This window comes from Gottfriedia sp. NPDC058432, assembly GCF_042721555.1.
Lineage (GTDB): Bacteria > Bacillota > Bacilli > Bacillales > Bacillaceae_G > Gottfriedia.
The window spans coordinates 1-18,876 of the sequence record NZ_JBHXLC010000046.1; the positions used below are offsets into that span (position 1 = coordinate 1).

At 34.7% G+C, this 18,876-nt stretch carries 18 protein-coding genes, 1 tRNA gene, 1 rRNA gene, 1 other RNA gene and 1 other annotated feature; of the genes, 14 read left to right on the forward strand and 7 right to left on the reverse strand.

The features are described 5' to 3' along the window. Positions 1 to 92 (forward strand): 5S ribosomal RNA (rrf, locus tag ACFWM3_RS24425); the annotation flags it as partial. 41 nt (positions 93 to 133) lie between these two features. Here the strand turns inward: rrf and ACFWM3_RS24430 are convergent. Then, the gene (locus tag ACFWM3_RS24430; protein ID WP_390313307.1) at positions 134 to 1,093 is read right to left on the reverse strand and encodes a YaaC family protein; all 960 of its coding nucleotides are present in this window, start codon (positions 1,091 to 1,093) and stop codon (positions 134 to 136) included. 115 nt (positions 1,094 to 1,208) lie between these two features. Between ACFWM3_RS24430 and guaB the strand changes: the two genes are divergently transcribed. The 5 genes from guaB (at position 1,209) to serS (ending at position 7,348) form a co-directional block, all read left to right on the forward strand. Then, positions 1,209 to 2,672 (forward strand): IMP dehydrogenase, encoded by a 1,464-nt coding sequence (gene guaB, locus ACFWM3_RS24435; protein ID WP_056471244.1) that lies wholly within the window; start codon positions 1,209 to 1,211, stop codon positions 2,670 to 2,672. A gap of 91 nt (positions 2,673 to 2,763) precedes the next feature. Beyond that, on the forward strand, positions 2,764 to 4,113 hold the full coding sequence (locus ACFWM3_RS24440) for a serine hydrolase (protein ID WP_390313309.1): 1,350 nt from the start codon (positions 2,764 to 2,766) through the stop codon (positions 4,111 to 4,113). A gap of 133 nt (positions 4,114 to 4,246) precedes the next feature. Beyond that, positions 4,247 to 5,131 carry a pyridoxal 5'-phosphate synthase lyase subunit PdxS gene (gene pdxS, locus ACFWM3_RS24445; protein ID WP_056471238.1) on the forward strand — a complete coding sequence of 295 codons (885 nt, stop codon included), beginning with the start codon at positions 4,247 to 4,249 and terminating at the stop codon, positions 5,129 to 5,131. A gap of 12 nt (positions 5,132 to 5,143) precedes the next feature. After that, positions 5,144 to 5,731 carry a pyridoxal 5'-phosphate synthase glutaminase subunit PdxT gene (gene pdxT / locus ACFWM3_RS24450; RefSeq protein ID WP_390313310.1) on the forward strand — a complete coding sequence of 196 codons (588 nt, stop codon included), beginning with the start codon at positions 5,144 to 5,146 and terminating at the stop codon, positions 5,729 to 5,731. A 51-nt stretch (positions 5,732 to 5,782) separates the two neighbouring features. Further along, positions 5,783 to 6,007: a binding site (T-box leader), on the forward strand. Between the two features lie 66 nt (positions 6,008 to 6,073). Beyond that, the gene (gene serS / locus ACFWM3_RS24455; RefSeq protein ID WP_335476265.1) at positions 6,074 to 7,348 is read left to right on the forward strand and encodes a serine--tRNA ligase; all 1,275 of its coding nucleotides are present in this window, start codon (positions 6,074 to 6,076) and stop codon (positions 7,346 to 7,348) included. A 53-nt stretch (positions 7,349 to 7,401) separates the two neighbouring features. Here serS and cstA read toward each other — a convergent pair whose 3' ends face one another. The 3 genes from cstA to ACFWM3_RS24470 form a co-directional block, all read right to left on the reverse strand. Beyond that, the gene (cstA, locus tag ACFWM3_RS24460) at positions 7,402 to 9,195 is read right to left on the reverse strand and encodes a carbon starvation protein CstA (protein ID WP_390313311.1); all 1,794 of its coding nucleotides are present in this window, start codon (positions 9,193 to 9,195) and stop codon (positions 7,402 to 7,404) included. Between the two features lie 133 nt (positions 9,196 to 9,328). Continuing rightward, entirely contained in the window at positions 9,329 to 10,063 is a 735-nt protein-coding gene (locus ACFWM3_RS24465; RefSeq protein WP_056471227.1) for a LytR/AlgR family response regulator transcription factor, read from the reverse strand. Positions 10,064 to 10,066: 3 nt separating this feature from the next. After that, complete coding sequence (locus ACFWM3_RS24470; protein ID WP_390313312.1) at positions 10,067 to 11,818, reverse strand: LytS/YhcK type 5TM receptor domain-containing protein; 1,752 nt, start codon at positions 11,816 to 11,818, stop codon at positions 10,067 to 10,069. Between the two features lie 232 nt (positions 11,819 to 12,050). On the opposite strand from ACFWM3_RS24470, the gene ACFWM3_RS24475 reads away from it, so the two are divergent. Then, positions 12,051 to 12,143 (forward strand) — tRNA-Ser (locus ACFWM3_RS24475). Positions 12,144 to 12,302: 159 nt separating this feature from the next. Here the strand turns inward: ACFWM3_RS24475 and ACFWM3_RS24480 are convergent. The 3 genes from ACFWM3_RS24480 to ACFWM3_RS24490 all read right to left on the reverse strand — a co-directional run bounded on the left by ACFWM3_RS24480 (position 12,303) and on the right by ACFWM3_RS24490 (position 14,315). Next, on the reverse strand, positions 12,303 to 12,977 hold the full coding sequence (locus ACFWM3_RS24480) for a deoxynucleoside kinase (protein ID WP_098231023.1): 675 nt from the start codon (positions 12,975 to 12,977) through the stop codon (positions 12,303 to 12,305). Further along, positions 12,974 to 13,615 (reverse strand): deoxynucleoside kinase, encoded by a 642-nt coding sequence (locus tag ACFWM3_RS24485; protein ID WP_056471218.1) that lies wholly within the window; start codon positions 13,613 to 13,615, stop codon positions 12,974 to 12,976. The genes ACFWM3_RS24480 and ACFWM3_RS24485 overlap by 4 nt, the downstream gene beginning before the upstream one ends. Before the next feature lie 106 nt (positions 13,616 to 13,721). After that, a complete protein-coding gene (locus tag ACFWM3_RS24490) occupies positions 13,722 to 14,315 on the reverse strand; it encodes a cysteine hydrolase family protein (RefSeq protein ID WP_056471216.1) in 594 nt (197 codons plus the stop codon). 82 nt (positions 14,316 to 14,397) lie between these two features. Here ACFWM3_RS24490 and tadA point away from each other — a divergent pair, with 82 nt between their 5' ends. The 7 genes from tadA (at position 14,398) to ACFWM3_RS24525 (ending at position 18,623) form a co-directional block, all read left to right on the forward strand. Continuing rightward, entirely contained in the window at positions 14,398 to 14,871 is a 474-nt protein-coding gene (gene tadA / locus ACFWM3_RS24495) for a tRNA adenosine(34) deaminase TadA (RefSeq protein ID WP_390313315.1), read from the forward strand. An 84-nt stretch (positions 14,872 to 14,955) separates the two neighbouring features. Further along, an RNA gene (ffs, locus tag ACFWM3_RS24500) (signal recognition particle sRNA large type) lies at positions 14,956 to 15,220 on the forward strand. A gap of 121 nt (positions 15,221 to 15,341) precedes the next feature. Further along, the gene (dnaX, locus tag ACFWM3_RS24505; protein ID WP_390313316.1) at positions 15,342 to 17,027 is read left to right on the forward strand and encodes a DNA polymerase III subunit gamma/tau; all 1,686 of its coding nucleotides are present in this window, start codon (positions 15,342 to 15,344) and stop codon (positions 17,025 to 17,027) included. A 20-nt stretch (positions 17,028 to 17,047) separates the two neighbouring features. Then, a complete protein-coding gene (locus ACFWM3_RS24510) occupies positions 17,048 to 17,374 on the forward strand; it encodes a YbaB/EbfC family nucleoid-associated protein (RefSeq protein WP_056471206.1) in 327 nt (108 codons plus the stop codon). Between the two features lie 12 nt (positions 17,375 to 17,386). Then, the gene (gene recR, locus ACFWM3_RS24515) at positions 17,387 to 17,983 is read left to right on the forward strand and encodes a recombination mediator RecR (RefSeq protein WP_056471203.1); all 597 of its coding nucleotides are present in this window, start codon (positions 17,387 to 17,389) and stop codon (positions 17,981 to 17,983) included. Positions 17,984 to 18,006: 23 nt separating this feature from the next. After that, positions 18,007 to 18,234 (forward strand): YaaL family protein, encoded by a 228-nt coding sequence (locus ACFWM3_RS24520; protein WP_056471200.1) that lies wholly within the window; start codon positions 18,007 to 18,009, stop codon positions 18,232 to 18,234. A gap of 122 nt (positions 18,235 to 18,356) precedes the next feature. Beyond that, the gene (locus tag ACFWM3_RS24525) at positions 18,357 to 18,623 is read left to right on the forward strand and encodes a pro-sigmaK processing inhibitor BofA family protein (RefSeq protein WP_056471197.1); all 267 of its coding nucleotides are present in this window, start codon (positions 18,357 to 18,359) and stop codon (positions 18,621 to 18,623) included. Positions 18,624 to 18,876 lie beyond the last annotated feature (253 nt).

Genomic DNA, 18,876 nt, shown 5'->3' on the forward strand with positions numbered 1-18,876 from the left:
ACACCCGTTCCCATACCGAACACGGCAGTTAAGCTCTTTTGCGTCGATGGTAGTTGGGGGTTTCCCCCTGTGAGAGTAGAACGTCGCCTGGTAACTAAAAACATCAGCTATTAGGCTGATGTTTTTTGGTTTATTATGTAGTTAAAAAACGATGAATTAAATAAGGAATTTTTTGTTCTGTTGTTGTTAAAAATTGGTGTATTAAAGGATAATCATCAGTAGAATAGGTCTGTAAAAGTTCACACCACCAGTCAGTTTCGTAGCGACAAATCATACTCAAATTATATAAAAGTAGATAGTGGTAAAGAATTTCGGGTAATAATAAAAGCGCTTCCTTTTGTGACTTTAAAAAATAACTTTGATTTAATATATTAAAATAAAATGGCGCTTTACTTAAAGTTTTATCAGGAAAATTTGATTTAATTTTAATTTGCTTTTGATTCTGTTCAACAATTACAATATCTATTGAAGCTTGCTTTGATTGAAGAAATGAAATAAAACGTTCTGAAGTAAAATGATAGGATGACAAAATTTGTTCAGGTATAGTGATTACATCATAATCAACAGTAATTGGAAGAAATAAGTTTCCTTTTTTGGTAATTTTAAGGATTTTCCCTAATTCTGGTATTGATTGTAAAAGCTGGAGCATTGTAAACTTTTCACTTTCTAAATTATTAAGTTTAAATAATACTTTAGAAGCATGTGTAAATAATCCATTTTTTTGGATTTTAACTTCGTCATCAACAAAAGAGTATCCTACTTTTTTTATTTTTCTTGAGGTAACACCATGAGCCAGAATTGAAGTGGTACTCGGATAATCAGGATCTACGGTGAGGATGCAAGCCTTTAATAATTGTACAAGCCCATAAAACAGTAATGTAGGTTTTACATTAATTTGAGAATTTTGAGCTGCATGAAAATAACTTTTCCCGTGCTCAATATAATATAAAAATGGATAAGCATTACGGAAAGCCTTTGTTTTTTGTTCTTTGGAATTAGTTCGTTCATATTTTGTTTGAAGATAGTTTTTTGAATACTGAGCAGAGCTAAAATAACATAGCTCATCCCATACATTACTATTCGAATATAACATAAGAGAGGAACTCCTTATTAACTGAATATTTAAACATAATTTGACTTCCTTGACAGTGTTTTATCCTATTGTTAATCTACTAATAATATTTATACGTGTATAGGGGGGCTTTTTTATGTGGGAATCAAAATTCGTAAAAGAAGGACTTACTTTTGATGATGTATTACTAGTTCCAGCGAAATCTGAAGTACTTCCAAACCAAGTTGATGTAAGTGTGAGATTAACTGAGAAAATTCAATTAAATATTCCATTAATCAGCGCAGGAATGGATACAGTTACAGAAGCAGATATGGCTATTGCAATGGCTAGACAAGGTGGATTAGGTATCATCCACAAAAATATGTCAATTGAAGATCAAGCTGAACAGGTAGACAAAGTAAAGCGTTCTGAAAGTGGTGTAATTGATGATCCATTTTTCTTAACACCATCTCATAAAGTTGCAGACGCTGAATATTTAATGGGTAAATATCGTATTTCAGGTGTTCCGATCGTAAACGATACAGAGAATAGAAAATTAGTAGGTATTTTAACAAATCGTGATTTACGTTTTATACAAGATTATTCAATTGTTATTTCAGATGTTATGACAAAAGAAAATCTAGTAACTGCTCCTGTTGGTACTACACTTGCAGAAGCAGAAAAAATTCTTCAAAAACATAAAATTGAAAAGCTACCCCTAGTTAATGAAGACGGTACTTTAAAGGGCCTAATTACAATTAAGGATATTGAAAAAGTAATTGAATTTCCAAACTCAGCGAAAGATCAACAAGGACGATTACTTGTAGGTGCAGCTGTAGGAGTAACAAAAGATGCACTTCAAAGAGTAGAGTTTTTAGTGAAAGCTAACGTCGATGTAATTGTAATTGATACAGCACATGGTCACTCTAAAGGCGTTATTGAAAAAGTAAAAGAAATTAGAAGTAGATTCCCAGAACTAGCAATAATCGCTGGTAACGTTGCTACAGGTGAAGCAACTAAAGAACTTATTGAAGCTGGAGCAGATATCGTAAAAGTTGGTATTGGACCAGGTTCGATCTGTACTACTCGAGTTGTTGCTGGTGTAGGTGTTCCTCAACTAACTGCAGTTTATGACTGTGCTTCTGTTGCTAGAGAGTACGGAGTTCCTATTATTGCCGATGGTGGTATTAAGTACTCTGGAGATATCGTTAAAGCTCTTGCAGCTGGTGGGCATGTAGTTATGTTAGGAAGCATGTTTGCTGGTGTACAAGAAAGTCCTGGTGAAACAGAAATCTTCCAAGGTAGACAATTTAAAGTTTATCGTGGTATGGGTTCTGTTGGAGCAATGGAAAGAGGAAGTAAAGATCGTTATTTCCAAGAAGGTAATAAGAAACTAGTTCCTGAAGGTATTGAAGGACGTGTTCCATATAAAGGCCCATTAGCTGATACAGTTCACCAATTAATCGGTGGAATTAGAGCAGGTATGGGTTACTGTGGTACTGCTACATTAAATGAATTAAGAGATAACGCACAGTTTATTCGTATGTCAGGTGCAGGATTACGTGAAAGTCATCCGCATGACGTTCATATTACAAAAGAGGCACCAAATTACTCACTTTAATAATTTAAGCAATCTACCTAGGGCAATTACAAGAAATTGTAGTTGCCTATTTTTTGGGAAATAATTGTGTTAAAATGAACAAGTGAAATTAATGGTTGGAGGTAAGACAGTGATTGGAAAGAAAATACTAACAAAATTGATAGTAATAGCATTAGCGATAACGATAATTATCCCAATGAATTTACGACCAGCTGCTGCAGAGGACGTTTTAGACATTAAAGCTAAAGCTGCGATTCTAGTTGATGCAAATTCAGGGAAAATATTATATGAAAAAAATTCAAACGCTCCATTACCGATTGCAAGTATGTCTAAAATGATGACAGAGTATCTAGTTAATGAAGCAGTAAAAACTGGGAAAATCTCTTGGGACGATAAAGTAACTGTTTCTGATTATGCTCATAAAATCTCTCAAAACACTGGATTATCTAACGTACCACTTGAATTAGGTGGTCAATATACAGTAAAAGAACTATATGAAGCAGCTGCTATTTATTCAGCAAACGGTGCGACAATTGCACTAGCAGAAAAAATTGGTGGATCAGAGAAAAATTTCGTCCAATTAATGAACGATAAAGCAAAGAAACTTGGCCTAGGAGACGTTAAATTTGTTAATGCTACTGGTTTAGTAAATAAAGACTTACAAGGTATGCAACCAGAGGGAACTGCCCTTACAGATGAAAATATTATGTCAGCAAACGGTGTTGCAAAATTAGCTTATAATCTAATTAAAACATATCCTGAAGTACTTCAAACTTCTTCAATTCCAAAGAAAACATTCCAAGAAGGTGGAAAGTATCCAGTAAAAATGGATAACTGGAACTGGATGTTACCAGGATTAGTATTTCAGTACCCAGGTATGGATGGATTAAAAACAGGTTCAACGGATTCAGCTGGATTCTGTTTTACTGGAACTGCTAAAAGAGATGGTCAACGTTATATTACAGTTGTAATGGGGGCAAATTCTTATAACTCTAGATTCAGTGAAACGGCTAAATTAATGGATTACGGGTTCAGTAACTTCGAAAAGGTTACATTGGTATCAAAAGGTCAAACAGTAAAAGGTAATAAAACAGTAAAAGTAGTTAAAGGTAAAGATAAAGAAGTAAAAGTAGTAGCAAAAGACGATGTTACTTTAGCTGTAAAACGCGGTGAAGCTAAAAATTATAAAGCAACTGTCCAATTATCAGGTAAGTCAATCGATAAGAATGGCAATATTAAAGCTCCAATTAAAAAAGGTACAAAGGTTGGACAAATTGTGGTTAAATCTTCAAAGAATGAAGATTTAGGATTTATCAATACTAATAATCAGTCATTTGATTTAGTAGTTGATAAAAGTGTTGATAAAGCAAATTGGTTAGTTCTATCATTTAGAGGAATTGGATCATTTTTCGGGAATTTATGGGATGACATCGTAGGCGGAATTGGTGGTTTATTTAAATAAATTTCTATATAAGTATATCAGTAATTGTTAAGTTGTCATTTTTTCAGTAAAATAAAAGTAAGGTAACTTTAACTAGGGGATAAGAAATACTAAAATGTTACCAAGTAAGCTTTAATAATGGAGGGGCATAACAATGAATTTAACAGGAACAGAACGTGTAAAACGCGGCATGGCAGAAATGCAAAAAGGCGGCGTTATTATGGACGTAGTAAATGCTGAGCAAGCTAAAATAGCGGAAGCTGCTGGTGCAGTAGCAGTAATGGCATTAGAAAAGGTACCATCTGATATTCGTGCAGCTGGTGGAGTAGCACGTATGGCTGATACAAGTATTACTGAGGAAATTCTTAACGCTGTTAGTATTCCTGTAATGGCTAAAGCTCGTATTGGACATATCGTTGAAGCGCGTGTTTTAGAAGCAATGGGAGTAGATTACATCGATGAGAGTGAAGTATTATCTCCAGCAGATGATATCTTCCATATTAATAAATCAGATTACACTGTTCCATTCGTTTGTGGTTGCCGTAACTTAGGTGAAGCACTTCGTCGTATTGGTGAAGGCGCATCTATGCTACGTACAAAAGGTGAGCCTGGTACTGGAAACATTGTAGAAGCAGTACGTCACTTACGCCAAATCAATGGAGAAATCCGTAAAGTAGTTGGTTTATCTCGTGATGAATTAATGGTTGAAGCTAAAAACCTTGGCGCTCCATTTGAATTATTACTTCAAATTAAAGAACTTGGTCGTTTACCTGTTGTTAACTTTGCAGCTGGTGGAGTAGCAACTCCTGCTGATGCAGCTTTAATGATGGAATTAGGCGCTGACGGTGTATTCGTAGGATCTGGTATCTTTAAATCAGAAAACCCTGAGAAATTTGCTCGTGCGATTGTACAAGCTACTACTCACTATCAAGATTACGAATTAATCGCTAACCTTTCTAAAAACTTAGGTCCTGCTATGAAAGGTATCGACATGAGACAACTTGCTGCAGCAGATCGTATGCAAGATCGTAGCATTTAAGTTGGTGAATTTATGAAAATAGGTGTATTAGCATTACAAGGTGCAGTTCAAGAACATATAAATGCAATTAAAGCATGTGGTGCTGAAGCTGTTATCGTGAAACGTGTAGAACATATAGATGGACTTAATGGTATTGTATTACCTGGTGGAGAGAGCACTGCAATGCGTAAGTTGCTTGATCACGTTGGGTTATTAGAACCTTTAAAAGAGAAAATCGAAAATGGTTTACCAGCATTCGGTACATGTGCAGGCATGATCTTACTTTCAAAAGAGATTGCAAATGATGACACGGTGCATCTAGGAGTTATGGATATGGTAGCTGAACGTAATGCTTATGGTAGACAAGTGGATAGTTTTGAAGTAAACATCCCAATTAAAGATGTTTGTGAAGACTACCCAGCTGTATTTATCAGAGCACCATTTATTCGTTCAGTATCAGGTGATGCAGAGGTTATTGCAGAACATGATGGTAATATTGTAGCGGTTAGACAAAATCACATGTTAGCAGCATCTTTCCATCCAGAATTAACGAATGATTACCGTTTTATGAATTACTTTGTAGAGATGGTTAAGGAAAAAAGTGCAAATTTAAGTATGTAACTATTGAAAAAAGTAAAAGCTTATAGTAAATTATTATATAAATTTAAATTGTCTAAAGCGATGAAAGAAAATAGTAGCAAGTTCTAAATTTATAGAGAGTCGGTGGTTGGTGCAAACCGATAATGAAGACTTGTGAATCCATTCTTGAGCGAGTTACGGAATGCTTTTAGCTAGTAAGTAACTCCGGTAATATAGTCCGTTAACTATACTAAGGTGGAAGAATTACTTATTAATTCTTCAATTAGGGTGGCAACGCGGGTAGCTCTCGTCCCTTTTATGGGATGAGGGCTTTTTTGTATTCATTTTTATCCTTTAGACAAAAAAAGAATAGGAGGAATTGAAATGTTAGACATTAAATTATTACGTAGCAATTTTGAAGATGTAAAAGCAAAACTTCAATTACGTGGTGGAGACATAAGCTATATCGAGAAATTTGAAGACTTAGATTTAAATCGTAGAGAATTACTTGTTCAGGTTGAAGGGTTAAAGAGCCGACGCAATGAGGTTAGCCAAGAAATTAGTGTGTTAAAGCGTGAGAAAAAAGATGCTGAAGCACTAATTGTTGAAATGAGAGAAGTTGGAGATAAAATTAAAGCTCTAGATGAAGAGATTAGAACGCTAGAAGAGCAATTAGACGCTATTCTATTTACAATTCCTAACTTAGTTAGTGATTCAGTACCAGTTGGGTTAACAGAAGAAGATAATGTTGAAATTCGTAGAATAGGTGAAGTTCGTACATTTGATTTCGAACCAAAGGCACACTGGGATTTAGGTGTTGACTTAGAGATTCTGGATTTTGAACGTGGTGCTAAAGTTACTGGTAGCCGTTTTACTTTTTATAAAGGTTTAGGAGCCAAACTTGAGCGTGCCCTAATCAGCTTTATGTTAGATCTTCATACAGAGGAGCATGGATATACTGAAATGCTACCTCCTAATCTTGTAAATCGTGCTAGCATGATTGGTACAGGACAACTTCCAAAATTTGAAGAAGACGCGTTCCGTATCGAAAAAGAAGACTTTTTCTTAGTACCAACAGCAGAAGTACCTGTAACAAACTATCACCGTGACGAAATTCTTGATGGTGCTCAATTACCAATCGCATATACTGCATATAGCGCGTGTTTCCGCTCTGAGGCAGGTTCTGCTGGTCGTGATACACGAGGATTAATCCGCCAACATCAATTTAATAAAGTTGAACTAGTGCGCTTTGTAAAACCTGAAGATTCTTATATTGAGTTAGAAAAATTAACAGCTCACGCTGAAAAAGTTCTTCAATTATTAGGATTACCATACCGTGTCATTACACTTTGTGCTGGAGATATCGGATTTTCTTCTGCAAAAACGTATGACATTGAAGTTTGGTTACCAAGCTATGATGCATATAAAGAAATTTCTTCTTGTAGTAACTTTGAGGCGTTCCAAGCAAGAAGAGCGAATATACGCTTCAGACGTGATCCAAAAGGAAAACCAGAATTTCTTCATACATTAAACGGTTCTGGTCTTGCAATTGGACGTACGGTTTCTGCAATTTTAGAAAACTACCAACAAGCTGATGGTTCAGTTATTATTCCTGAAGTTCTTCGTCCATATATGGGTGGAAAAGAAGTAATTAAATAAGTAAAAAAGCAGATGGATCGAGATATTATTCTCAAGACACATCTGCTTTTTATTTAGATTGTTTTAACATTCATTTTATAATTAGGTGTGTTCCACAATTCCATCCATTTTTTAATAGCAGAAATTAAAATCACGACACCTAATACTAACATGATGATCGATAAGACACCATTTAACATACTATATCCGGCTGACTCATGGTTAAGATAAACATTTTTGATCATCCAGTATCCTGCATAATTTACTGTAATAAAAAGATAAGCGAAAGGAATCAAACATGTAAGCATATACCAACGTTTATCAGCTATCTTTAATAGTACTGTTGCACCAATGATTAACCCAATAGAAGCCATTAATTGATTAGATACTCCAAATAATGCCCAAATTGATCCAATATCCCCTGAAAATAAGAGATAACCCCACATAAAGCATGCTAGCGCACTTGCAAAAATTGAACCTGGTATCCAATCAGTTTTCTTCAATGGTTTATAATATTCACCAAAGAAGTCTTGAATTAAATATCGTGCTACTCGAGTTCCAGCATCGATTGCTGTTAAAATAAATACGGCTTCGAACATAACAACAAACTGGAAGAAATAAGATGCTAGGTGACTAAACCAAGGGATCGATGTAAATATGTACGTCATTCCAACCGCCAATGTAACAGCTCCACCAGTACGCCCTTCTAGACTTAATCCAATTTCTTTACTAAGTTCCGGTAAGTGGAGAACATTCATTCCTAAAGTTTTAAAAACTTCTGGAGTAGAGTTAATTGCAAAGTAGTCTGCCGGTTGAAGTGCAGTAGCAGCGATTAATGCCATGATACCTACTAAACATTCAACTAACATTGCGCCAAATCCTACGACCTTTATATCGCTCCATCGATCAAGCATTTTTGGAGTTGTACCAGAGCCCACAAATGCATGGAATCCTGAGATTGCTCCACATGCTATCGTAATTGAAATAAATGGCCAAACTGGGCCAGCTAAAATCGGCCCCCCGCCGTTAACAAATTTTGTTACAGTCGGAAACTGTATGGATGGGTTAATAATAAATACCCCAATGATGAGTGCAATGAATACACCGATTTTCATGAAGCTACTTAGATAATCACGAGGTGCTAGTAAAAGCCATACTGGCAAAGCAGCAGCAAAAAAAGCATAGATCGGTAGTATAATAGCTAATGTCTGTGTATCAAAAGTTAAAAAATCACCTATAGCAGTTTCTTGAATTGTCGGTCCCATAAAAACTCCAACCATTAACAAAATAAATCCAATCGTTGAAGCCAATTTTAAATTGCCAGTTTTTTTATATAGTAGTCCTACACCCATTGCAATTGGTATAGTGATTCCAACTGCAAATGTCCCCCATGGATTATTTTCAAGCGCATGAAGAACAACCATTGAAAGTCCGGCCATTGTAATTGTAATAATAAATAGCATAGCTAGTCCCGTGCAGAAGCCTGCAACTGGTCCAAGTTCCTCTTTTGCTACTTCTGATAGCGACTTTCCTTTCTTTCTCATTGAAGCATATAAAACGACTGCATCATGTACTGCTCCACCAATTACAGCTCCAATTAAAAGCCATAACAGACCTGGAAGGTAACCGAATTGAGCGGCCAAAATTGGACCTACTAGAGGGCCAGCTGCTGCGATTGCAGCAAAATGATGACCAAATGTTACCCATTTGTTAGTAGGGACATAGTCCTTACCATCATTTAACTCATGAGCTGGAGTAGGTATAGAATCATTTAATTTAAGTACCTTCACAGCCATAAATGTTCCGTATAGACGATATGCAATCATCAAAATACACATAGAAGCAATAACAATTGTAACCGCATTCATTTTATTTAATAATCCTCCTAAGTTTCTTTTATTTACACTAATTTTACTTTATGAAAACTAAAATTTTGGATTTTCAGCGTAAACTGCAATAAAAACAGGTTGAGAAGCATGGATGGATTATTGAAATACAAGCTTATAAATTAAAAAGTTGTTTAAGCTCCTTTGTGTACGTTCGACTAACAGGTACTTTTTCGCCATCATACATAATTAAATTATATGTGGAATTAAACCAAGGCTGAATTTCAATGATTTTATCCAAATTGACAATATAGCTCCGATGGACTCGGGTAAATGATGTATTTTGTAGCTTTCGTTCTAAATTGATCAAAGGTTCATTCAATTGATATGTCATCTTATCAGTAACGACACTTGTTTTACCTTCTTGTGTAAAAATATAGATGATCTCTTCGAACGTTATTAAAAGAATTCTCTCATCAACCGAAATAGCCAATTTATCTTGTTTTAAAAGTGGAGGATTCTTTTTTACTTCAGTTTTAATAGGTTTCATACTTAGCTTTGCTAGTTTTTCAATAGTCTTCTGAATTCTTATTTCATCAAATGGTTTTAAAATATAATCAATCGCGTGTAAATCGAAAGCATTTAAAGCGTACTCGTCAAAAGCTGTTGCAAAGACGATTGCTGGTTGATGGGTAAGGTCCTGCAGTTTTTGAGCTAATTCTAATCCACTTTCATCAGCTAGCTGGATATCTAAAAATACAACGTCGACTTCTTGTATTTGTAAGAGTTCCAATGTACTTCTAATTGAGTCCGCTTCACCAACTATTTCGACTTCCTTGCTTCTTTTTAGTAAATAAGCTAGTTCGTCTCTTGCCAATGGTTCATCATCTACAATTAGTGCCTTTAACATGAGTTATCCCTCCATTACTTCTTGCATTAATGGGATCCTTATCGATACTTTCGTTCCCGAGTTGAGGTCAGATTTTATTTGAAAATAATCTTTTTCCCCGTAAATTTCTTCAATTCGTTTTTTTATATTCCATAAGGCTGTTCCAGTTCCTTCTTTAGACTGTATTGTTTCATTCCCAATTGTATTTAGTAGCTCTGGCGAAATCCCCTTGCCATTATCTTCAGTAATGAGAATCATATCATTATTGAACTCATATGCTTGCACAGTTACCTTTAATTTTTTTTCCTTCGAAAAAGCATGTCGAATCGAGTTCTCTATAAGTGGTTGAAGTGTAAAAGGGGGGATTTGAACCGTTTTTAAATGAGGTTCTATTTGGAACTCAACAAGGAATTTAGTAGGAAACCTAGTTTGTTCAATGGTTAAATATGCTTCTACATGTTCTAATTCCTTTTCTAAAGTGACTAAGGTCTGCCTTGCCCCTTGTAAATTATTTCGAAAAAAAGTACTTAAATGGATTAGTAATTTTCTAGCTTGATCAGCATCTGTTCTAATTAAACTTGAAATTGTATTTAAAGAGTTGAACAGGAAGTGGGGATGCATTTGTGCTTGTAATGCTTTTATTTCCGCATCTTTCATTAATTTCCGCTGCAGTTCAGCTTCTGCTAATTCCAATTGGGTAGAAAAAAGTTTAGATAATCCGTCGGCTAGTTCTTTTTCAACTTTTCCCAACTTGTTGGAATCCGTGTAATATAGCTTTAAAGACCCAACTGTTTTATTTAAAGCTTTTAACGGCAGTACGATAGCCGCACTTAAAGGGCAATCCATGTGGAAGCACTGAATTTCATCTTTTGAAGTAGCAATAATAATTTTTCCCTCTTTTAAAGCCTTTCTAGTTAGTTTTGTTGCTAAGCTATTCATTGGTTCATGGTGATCTGAACCTGCACCTACATGAGCAAGTACGCTTTTGTGATCAGTAATCGAAATTGCATCTGCCTTGGTTAATTTAAAAATGATTTTTGCCGCTTCGTTACATGAATGAGGGGTTAGTCCCTGTCTAAAAAACGGTAAAGTTTGCTCTGCAATATAGAAGGCTTTGTTTGTTTGAAGCGCTCGCGTTTTTTCTTCTTCCTGTAAAATATTTTGGATGATTAATATAAAGATAAGCGTACCAAATCCATTTATTAGAATCATTGGTAGAGCAATTACTTCGACAAGATGAAGAGCGGCCCAAAATGGTTTTGCGATTAAAAGAATAATCCCCATTTGAACACATTCCATAATAATACCAATTGAAACGACACTCCAAAGGGATTTGTTTTTCTGTATCCCAAATCTTTTTCTAAGTAGTCCTGTTACAACTCCCGCAACGATTGTCGAAATGGCACATGCATAAGCAGTAAATCCACCTAAAGTTAGACGGTGTAAGCCTGCTATTAATCCGACTCCTAAGCCAACAATCGGACCGCCGATTAAACCGCCAATGGCAACCCCCATAATTCGTGTATTTGCAATTGCATTATTACTTGCTACATTGAAGTGCCATGACTGAGACATAATTGACTCATGATAAATATGAACACCGGTATAATTGCTAATTACTCCAAAGGCACCAAATATAACAATTAGGATCACTTTTGCACCAAAGGAGTGTTCATTTTGAATGATTTGTCTAAATGATTTCATTCTAGAAAGTAAAAAGGCAAGTATAACGAGAATACCCACTCGTTCCAGCATCAGCGGTATTAATTCAAACATTTCTTTCTCCTTAAAAATTTCTAATGTTTTTAAATGGTAGTACCATTATAAATAAAAAAGAATTTTCTGTATATTTTTTCTGCTTATATAAAAGGTATATATTTTAATAATAAGAAGACAATAACAACTGTTGTTAAAAGGGGCATTTTAGTTTTCGGAAAAAATTTATATTTTTTTTAGAAGAATGCTTGACCTCATTTTTTTTGTATGGTATTATAAATCTTGTCAAAACGGAGTAATACCCAAGTCTGGCTGAAGGGATCGGTCTTGAAAACCGACAGGGGTGTAACAGCCCGCGGGGGTTCGAATCCCTCTTACTCCTCCATTTTTTTATAAATAAAAGAGTGCATATATATTAGACAGCTCGTTACATTAGTGTAACGAGTTTTTTGTTTGTTTATCAAATAAATCGAAAAAGAAAAAGCTGCGTACAGTACAATGTAAAGTTCGCAGCTTTTTCTTTTATTTATTTGGAAGACAACTATTATCTAGATTTCATATATTTTTGTGAATGATTTAGCACGTTTCCGATCTTCTTAATGATTTCTTCTACAGAAGATTCATTTTTAATTAAATCATATTCGCTAATACTTAAACGAAGGACAGGACAAGCGTTAAAGTTATTAATCCAGTTTTCGTAACGTGTATTCATTTCTTTCCAATATTCAATCGGAGTTTGTTGCTCCATAGGACGTCCACGCTCTTTAATTCGCTCAACAACTTCATCGAATGTACCTTCTAAGTAAATTAATAAATCAGGAGCAGGGAAGTAAGGAGACATAACCATAGCATCAAAAAGACTAGTATATGTTTCGTAGTCTACTTCACTCATCGTTCCTTTTTCGTAATGCATCTTCGCAAAGATGCCAGTATCCTCGTAGATTGAACGATCTTGGATAAATCCACCGCCGTATTCAAACATTCTTTTTTGTTCTTTGAATCGCTCTGCTAAGAAGTATATTTGTAAGTGGAAGCTCCAACGAGCAAAATCTTGATAAAATTTATCTAGGTATGGGTTTGTATCTACTTTTTCAAATGATGTACGAAAGTTTAATGCATCTGCAAGAGCGTTGGTCATAGTAGATTTTCCTACACCTACTGTCCCGGCAATTGTAATAACTGCATCATTTCGTATTCCGTATTTTTCACGTAAATTCATATACTTCTTAGCTCCTTTTGTAAGGTGTTTTCTAACGATTCAAGTATCATCGCTAAATCTCTTGGGTTATTAACGAAGTCAATTTGATCACCGTCAAATTTTAACACTGGAATTTCAGGGTATTTAGCTTGAAATTCTTTCATGTGTGTCTCGTAATCTTCAATTAACTGAAGTAGGTACTGATCCTCGATCAATTGTTCGAATTCTCTACCACGAAGTTGAATACGCTTTTGTAGAGTCTCAAGGCTTGCCGTTAAGTAAATAACCACATTAGGCTTTGGCATATCCTCAGTTAATATTTGATATATTTTTAAATATTTATCATGCTGCTTGTCTTTTAATGTTCTGCTAGCAAAAATTAAATTTTTAAGGATGTGGTAATCTGCAACCACTGGAATCGATTTTTTAAGAAACATTCGGTCTATATCTTCTAGTTGTTTAAATCGATTACAAAGGAAAAACATTTCTGTTTGGAAACTCCACTCTTCAATGTCTGTATAAAACTTACCCAAAAAAGGATTTTCATCTACAATTTCTTTTAATAGCTCATAATGAAAGTGTTCAGAGATCGCTTTGGATAGAGATGTTTTTCCGACACCAATAGGTCCTTCTACTGTTATAAAAGGTACACGTATCATCTCTTGTCCTCCTTACTAGTCAAATTCCGTATCATACTCAAAAAACATACAGAAACTATTTTAACATACTGTAGTCAGAGGGAATACAATTTTAAAATTTTTCCAATTACTGATTATTTGAGTTCACCAAATGATTGATCATTTCTTCTATTTCTTGAGTTTGAATAAGCGTTGCATTTAAAATGTCTTTCATCATATAAATTGCAACCTTCTCATCATAATCTGTAACCGAGGAAATTGCATCTTGAGGTATAATTAAGTTATAATCCCGCATAAATGCATCATTTGCTGTAAAAAGTACACAACGATTTCCTGCAACACCTACAATAACCAAATGGGTAATTTTTAATTTTTTAAGTAATTCGTCTAAACTTGTTAAGTAAAAACCTGAGTAGTTAGGCTTAAAGATAAAATAATCTTCCTCATTAGGTTGTATTTGTTTTATTAAGTCGTAACTTAAAGGATTTAGACAATGCTTAATAAGTTTCTTTTGAGTCGGGTTTTCGATTTTATAGTGATCATTAACGTATATAGTAGGAAGTTTTTTGTTTTTAAAAATGTCTCTTATGTAATTTATTTTCGGAACCATATGGATTGATTTTTCCGCAAGAACACTTCCGTGTTTAAAAGTAAATGAGTTGATTAAATCGACAATTAATAATGCAGGCAACTGCTTGTCTTTTTGATTTGAAGAATTCAATCGGCTTCACTCCAATCTATGTTTAGTTTATCTACTCGTAAAAAGAATATTTGTTTGTTAAAGAAATAAAGAGGTGTAAAGTTTGAATAAAGATGAGTTTTATATGAAGTTGGCAATAGAGGAAGCACTAAAAGCAGAGGAAATAGGGGAAGTACCTATTGGAGCTGTGTTGGTTTACAACGATCAAGTCATTGCAAGAGGGTATAATTTACGTGAAACAAAACAAACAGCTTTAGGTCACGCAGAAATGAGTACAATAGAAGATGCGTGTAAGGTTATTGATTCTTGGCGATTAGAGGAAACAACTCTTTATGTAACGCTCGAACCTTGTCCGATGTGTGCTGGAGCAATAATTCAATCAAGAATTCCAAGAGTTGTTTTCGGTGCAAAAGATCCGAAGGCAGGTTGTGGAGGATCAATATATAATCTCTTGCAAGAAGAGCGATTTAACCATCGCTGTGAAGTAACTTCGGGTATATTAGAAGAAGAATGTGGTAACTTATTAACGAACTTCTTTAGAGAGTTGCGATCTAGAAAGAAAAATTTACCTTCATAAGGACAAGGATTGATTTTTTATTTAGGTTCGTATATACTTTAACTACCGCTTCAATCAGCGGTTTAAAATTAGGTTGTAACTTTGCCGTGCTAGGTGGGGAGGTAGCGGTGCCCTGTACTCGCAATCCGCTCTAGCGAGACTGAATTCCACTCCGAGGTGTATCTATTTCAGGGTCTGCCTTAAATAAGTGGTGTTGACGTCTGGGTCCTACGCAACGAGAACTCATGAACCTTGTCAGGTCCGGAAGGAAGCAGCAATAAGTGAGCCATCTCGTGTGCCGTAGGGGTGCCTGGGCCGAGCTAACTGTTTAAGTAACGCCTGGGGTAGTGCATCGACGAGTGGTGCACGGCAGTAACTTTATAAAAACTCACTCAATTTTGGGTGAGTTTTTTTGTTTTCTTTAAAATATTTTCCATGAAATCATTACATAGGGTATAATAATGATGACTTTGTAAGAAGGAGGAAACCAATTGACTTATCAAGCATTATATCGTTTGTGGAGACCGCAGCAATTTAAAGATGTAGTTGGTCAAGATCACATTATACGAACGTTACAAAACTCCCTTCTTCAGCAAAAAGTATCACATGCATATTTGTTTACGGGTCCGCGTGGAACAGGTAAAACGAGTACAGCAAAAATCTTTGCAAAAGCTTTAAATTGTGAACATGCACCTACTAATGAACCTTGTAATGAGTGTGCCATTTGTAAAGGAATTACTGATGGATCAATTTCAGATGTAATTGAGATTGATGCTGCATCAAACAATGGTGTAGATGAAATACGTGATATACGGGAAAAAGTAAAATATGCTCCTTCTGTAGGCAAATTCAAAGTGTACATAATAGATGAGGTCCATATGTTATCAATAGGGGCTTTTAATGCATTATTAAAAACATTAGAGGAGCCTCCAAGTCACGTTATCTTTATATTAGCTACCACTGAACCACATAAAATACCTTTGACGATTCTATCAAGATGTCAACGATTTGATTTTCATAAGATAAGTGCTCAAACGATTTCAGATCGATTGACAGTTGTACTAAATCATCAGCAAACAACAATTGAACCAGAAGCTTTGATGATGTTATCTCGTGCAGCTGAAGGTGGAATGAGGGATGCGTTGAGCATTCTGGATCAAGCTATATCATATAGCGATGAATCAATTTCATTAGATGATGTTTTAGCGGTAACAGGCACAGTGGCTCAAGAACGTTTAATATCTGTTGTTTCAGCAATAATAGATGGTAATGTGTCAGTTTGTTTGACTAATATTGAAGAACTATTAAACCAAGGTAAAGATCCAGTTCGATTTATAGAAGATTTAACAGTTTATTATCGAGATATTCTATTATATAGGCACTCACCAAGTACGATTGAATTACTTGAGAGAGCAACAATTAGTGATCAGTTTAAAGAGCTTTGCGATTCATACAACGATGAGTTAGTTTATCAAATTATTGCTTCATTAAGTAAAAGTCAGCAAGAAATGAAATGGACTAATCATCCGAGAGTTTTGCTTGAGGTGGCAATTGTACAACTTTGTCAAAAAGCTTCTGTGAGCGGTATCGGAAAAAAACAGGACGAGCTGACACCATTAATAAATAAAATTAATGCTCTTGAAAAAGAAGTAAAATTTTTAAAGGAAAATGGTATTACAGTAAGTGGAACGAATGATTCTTCTACTAGTCCAAAACCGAAATCGTCTACATCTCGTTCGAAAATACCAAATAGTTTAATTCAAGGTGTACTAAGAGCTGCTTCTAAACCAGAAAAAAATAAGGTTATAGCAGTTTGGACATCACTTCAAGATCAATTAAGGCAACAAAATAAAGTTTCTACTGCGACATTAGTATCATATGGTGAAGTTGTAGCAGCTTCTTCTGAGCAGTGTATTGTTGCTTTTAAATCAGAGACAATTTGTGATTTAATCAATAATAACGGAGAACAAGAGCACTTAACAACAATTAATCAAACATTATCTAATTTATTAGGTGCAGAAATGAGTATGTTAGCAATTCCCGAAGAAGATTGGAGATCGACTAGGGATTCATTTTTAAATACAACAAAACAAAAAGAGACTTCAACAGAAGTTTCACCAATCGTACAAGAAGCAATCAATCTTGTTGGCGAAGATTTAGTCATTATTAAAGAATAACTATATTGGAGGAAATGAAAATGATGCGTGGCGGAATGGGCAATATGAATAATATGATGAAACAAATGCAAAAAATGCAAAAACAAATGGAACAAGCACAAAATGAATTAAACGAACGTACATTTGTTGGTAATGCTGGCGGTGGAATGGTAACTGTTACAGCTAATGGATTAAAACAAATTGTTGAAGTTACTATTAAAGAAGATGTAGTAGATCCAGAAGATATTGAGATGTTACAAGATTTAGTTTTAACTGCAACTAATGATGCAATTAAACAAATTGAAGATGCAACAGCTAAAACAATGGGGCAGTTTACTAAAGGAATGAATATTCCAGGATTATTTTAGAGGTTAAGACAAATGCATTACCCTGAGCCGATATCCAAATTAATAGATAGTTTTATGAAATTGCCAGGGATTGGTCCCAAGACGGCCGTTCGACTGGCATTTTTTATGTTAGATATGAAGCAAGATGACGTGTTAGACTTTGCAAAATCAATGATAGATGCAAAAAGAAAACTACTTTACTGTTCAGAATGTGGCCATATAACTGACCAAGACCCTTGTTATATTTGTAGTGATCAACATCGAGACCGATCTACGATATGTGTAGTTCAAGATACAAAAGATGTAATTGCTATGGAAAAAATGAGAGAATATCAAGGTTTATATCATGTACTTCATGGTGCAATTTCTCCTATGGAGGGAGTTGGACCGGAAGACATTAAAATAATGGAATTATTGAGCAGATTAAAAGATGATGTAGTTCAAGAAATTATTTTAGCTACCAATCCGAATATTGAGGGTGAAGCAACTGCTATGTATATTTCTAGGCTATTAAAATCTACGGGTATAAAAATTACTCGAATCGCACATGGTCTACCAGTAGGCGGAGACTTAGAATATGCAGATGAAGTTACACTTTCAAAAGCTCTGGAAGGTAGAAGAGAACTTTAGAAACTGATTAATGGAGAGAGACCATGGGTTTTTTTCGAAAAAAAGGAAAGATTCGTAAAGAATTTGATGAAAAGTTAGTTGATAGACTACATGATTACAAAGATATTTACTTAAGTCAGGTAGAGTTAATGGAAAGAAGTGTGGATCCACCTGATGACTTGTTAATCCATGTTAAGCTTTATCAAGCTAAATATTTCTTCTTATTAAAAGAAGCAAAGGCAAGAAATGTTTTGATAACAAAGATGAAATAGGTAAAAGAGTTTATTGTTTAGGCAATAAACTCTTTTTTATTAATATTTTTTGTCATTGATTAGTTCCTTTTCTCATACAATCTTAGTAAAAGGTGTACAAGTTATATGAGGGGAGTTTTTTTGTGGTGAATAGTATTATTATGATTTCGGTTGCCTTATTTGTAATCCTATTTCTATTATTAGTAGGTTTGCCAGTTAAAGCTTTAAAACTAATTAGCAAGTATGTACTAAGAGGTATTGTATGTGTCATGATTGTATTTATATTAAACTATGCTTTAGCTTCTAATAATTTTCACATTCCAATTAATGCTGTTACTTGTGCATTCTTAAGTATATTAGGTGTTCCGGGTATTGTAGCGTTAAGTGTAATTGGTATTTATATCGTATAAAAAAATATAAAAAAAGTTTTAAAAAACTGTTGACCATTTATCGAGGGGATGTTATATTTATATACGTCGCTGATGGCGATAACAAAAAAAGAAAAAACAACTGTTGACAGATTTTGTCGAACATGATAAACTGATTAAGTTGTAAAAAACAAGATGATCTTTGAAAACTAAACAAAACATGAAGTAAACGTCAATTATTAGTTTTTTGAGCAATACAAGATTTAAACTTAACTTTTATGGAGAGTTTGATCCT

Bases quoted from the DNA above. Each gene is read 5' to 3' on its own strand.
- ACFWM3_RS24470 (WP_390313312.1), bottom strand. From the start codon at position 11,818: ATGTTTGAATTAATACCGCTGATGCTGGAACGAGTGGGTATTCTCGTT.
- recR (WP_056471203.1), top strand. From the start codon at position 17,387: ATGCATTACCCTGAGCCGATATCCAAATTAATAGATAGTTTTATGAAA.
- guaB (WP_056471244.1), top strand. From the start codon at position 1,209: ATGTGGGAATCAAAATTCGTAAAAGAAGGACTTACTTTTGATGATGTA.
- ACFWM3_RS24465 (WP_056471227.1), bottom strand. From the start codon at position 10,063: ATGTTAAAGGCACTAATTGTAGATGATGAACCATTGGCAAGAGACGAA.
- ACFWM3_RS24430 (WP_390313307.1), bottom strand. From the start codon at position 1,093: ATGTTATATTCGAATAGTAATGTATGGGATGAGCTATGTTATTTTAGC.
- ACFWM3_RS24510 (WP_056471206.1), top strand. From the start codon at position 17,048: ATGATGCGTGGCGGAATGGGCAATATGAATAATATGATGAAACAAATG.
- ACFWM3_RS24440 (WP_390313309.1), top strand. From the start codon at position 2,764: ATGGTTGGAGGTAAGACAGTGATTGGAAAGAAAATACTAACAAAATTG.
- ACFWM3_RS24480 (WP_098231023.1), bottom strand. From the start codon at position 12,977: ATGAATTTACGTGAAAAATACGGAATACGAAATGATGCAGTTATTACA.
- ACFWM3_RS24520 (WP_056471200.1), top strand. From the start codon at position 18,007: ATGGGTTTTTTTCGAAAAAAAGGAAAGATTCGTAAAGAATTTGATGAA.
- ACFWM3_RS24485 (WP_056471218.1), bottom strand. From the start codon at position 13,615: ATGATACGTGTACCTTTTATAACAGTAGAAGGACCTATTGGTGTCGGA.
- cstA (WP_390313311.1), bottom strand. From the start codon at position 9,195: ATGAATGCGGTTACAATTGTTATTGCTTCTATGTGTATTTTGATGATT.
- pdxT (WP_390313310.1), top strand. From the start codon at position 5,144: ATGAAAATAGGTGTATTAGCATTACAAGGTGCAGTTCAAGAACATATA.
- pdxS (WP_056471238.1), top strand. From the start codon at position 4,247: ATGAATTTAACAGGAACAGAACGTGTAAAACGCGGCATGGCAGAAATG.
- serS (WP_335476265.1), top strand. From the start codon at position 6,074: ATGTTAGACATTAAATTATTACGTAGCAATTTTGAAGATGTAAAAGCA.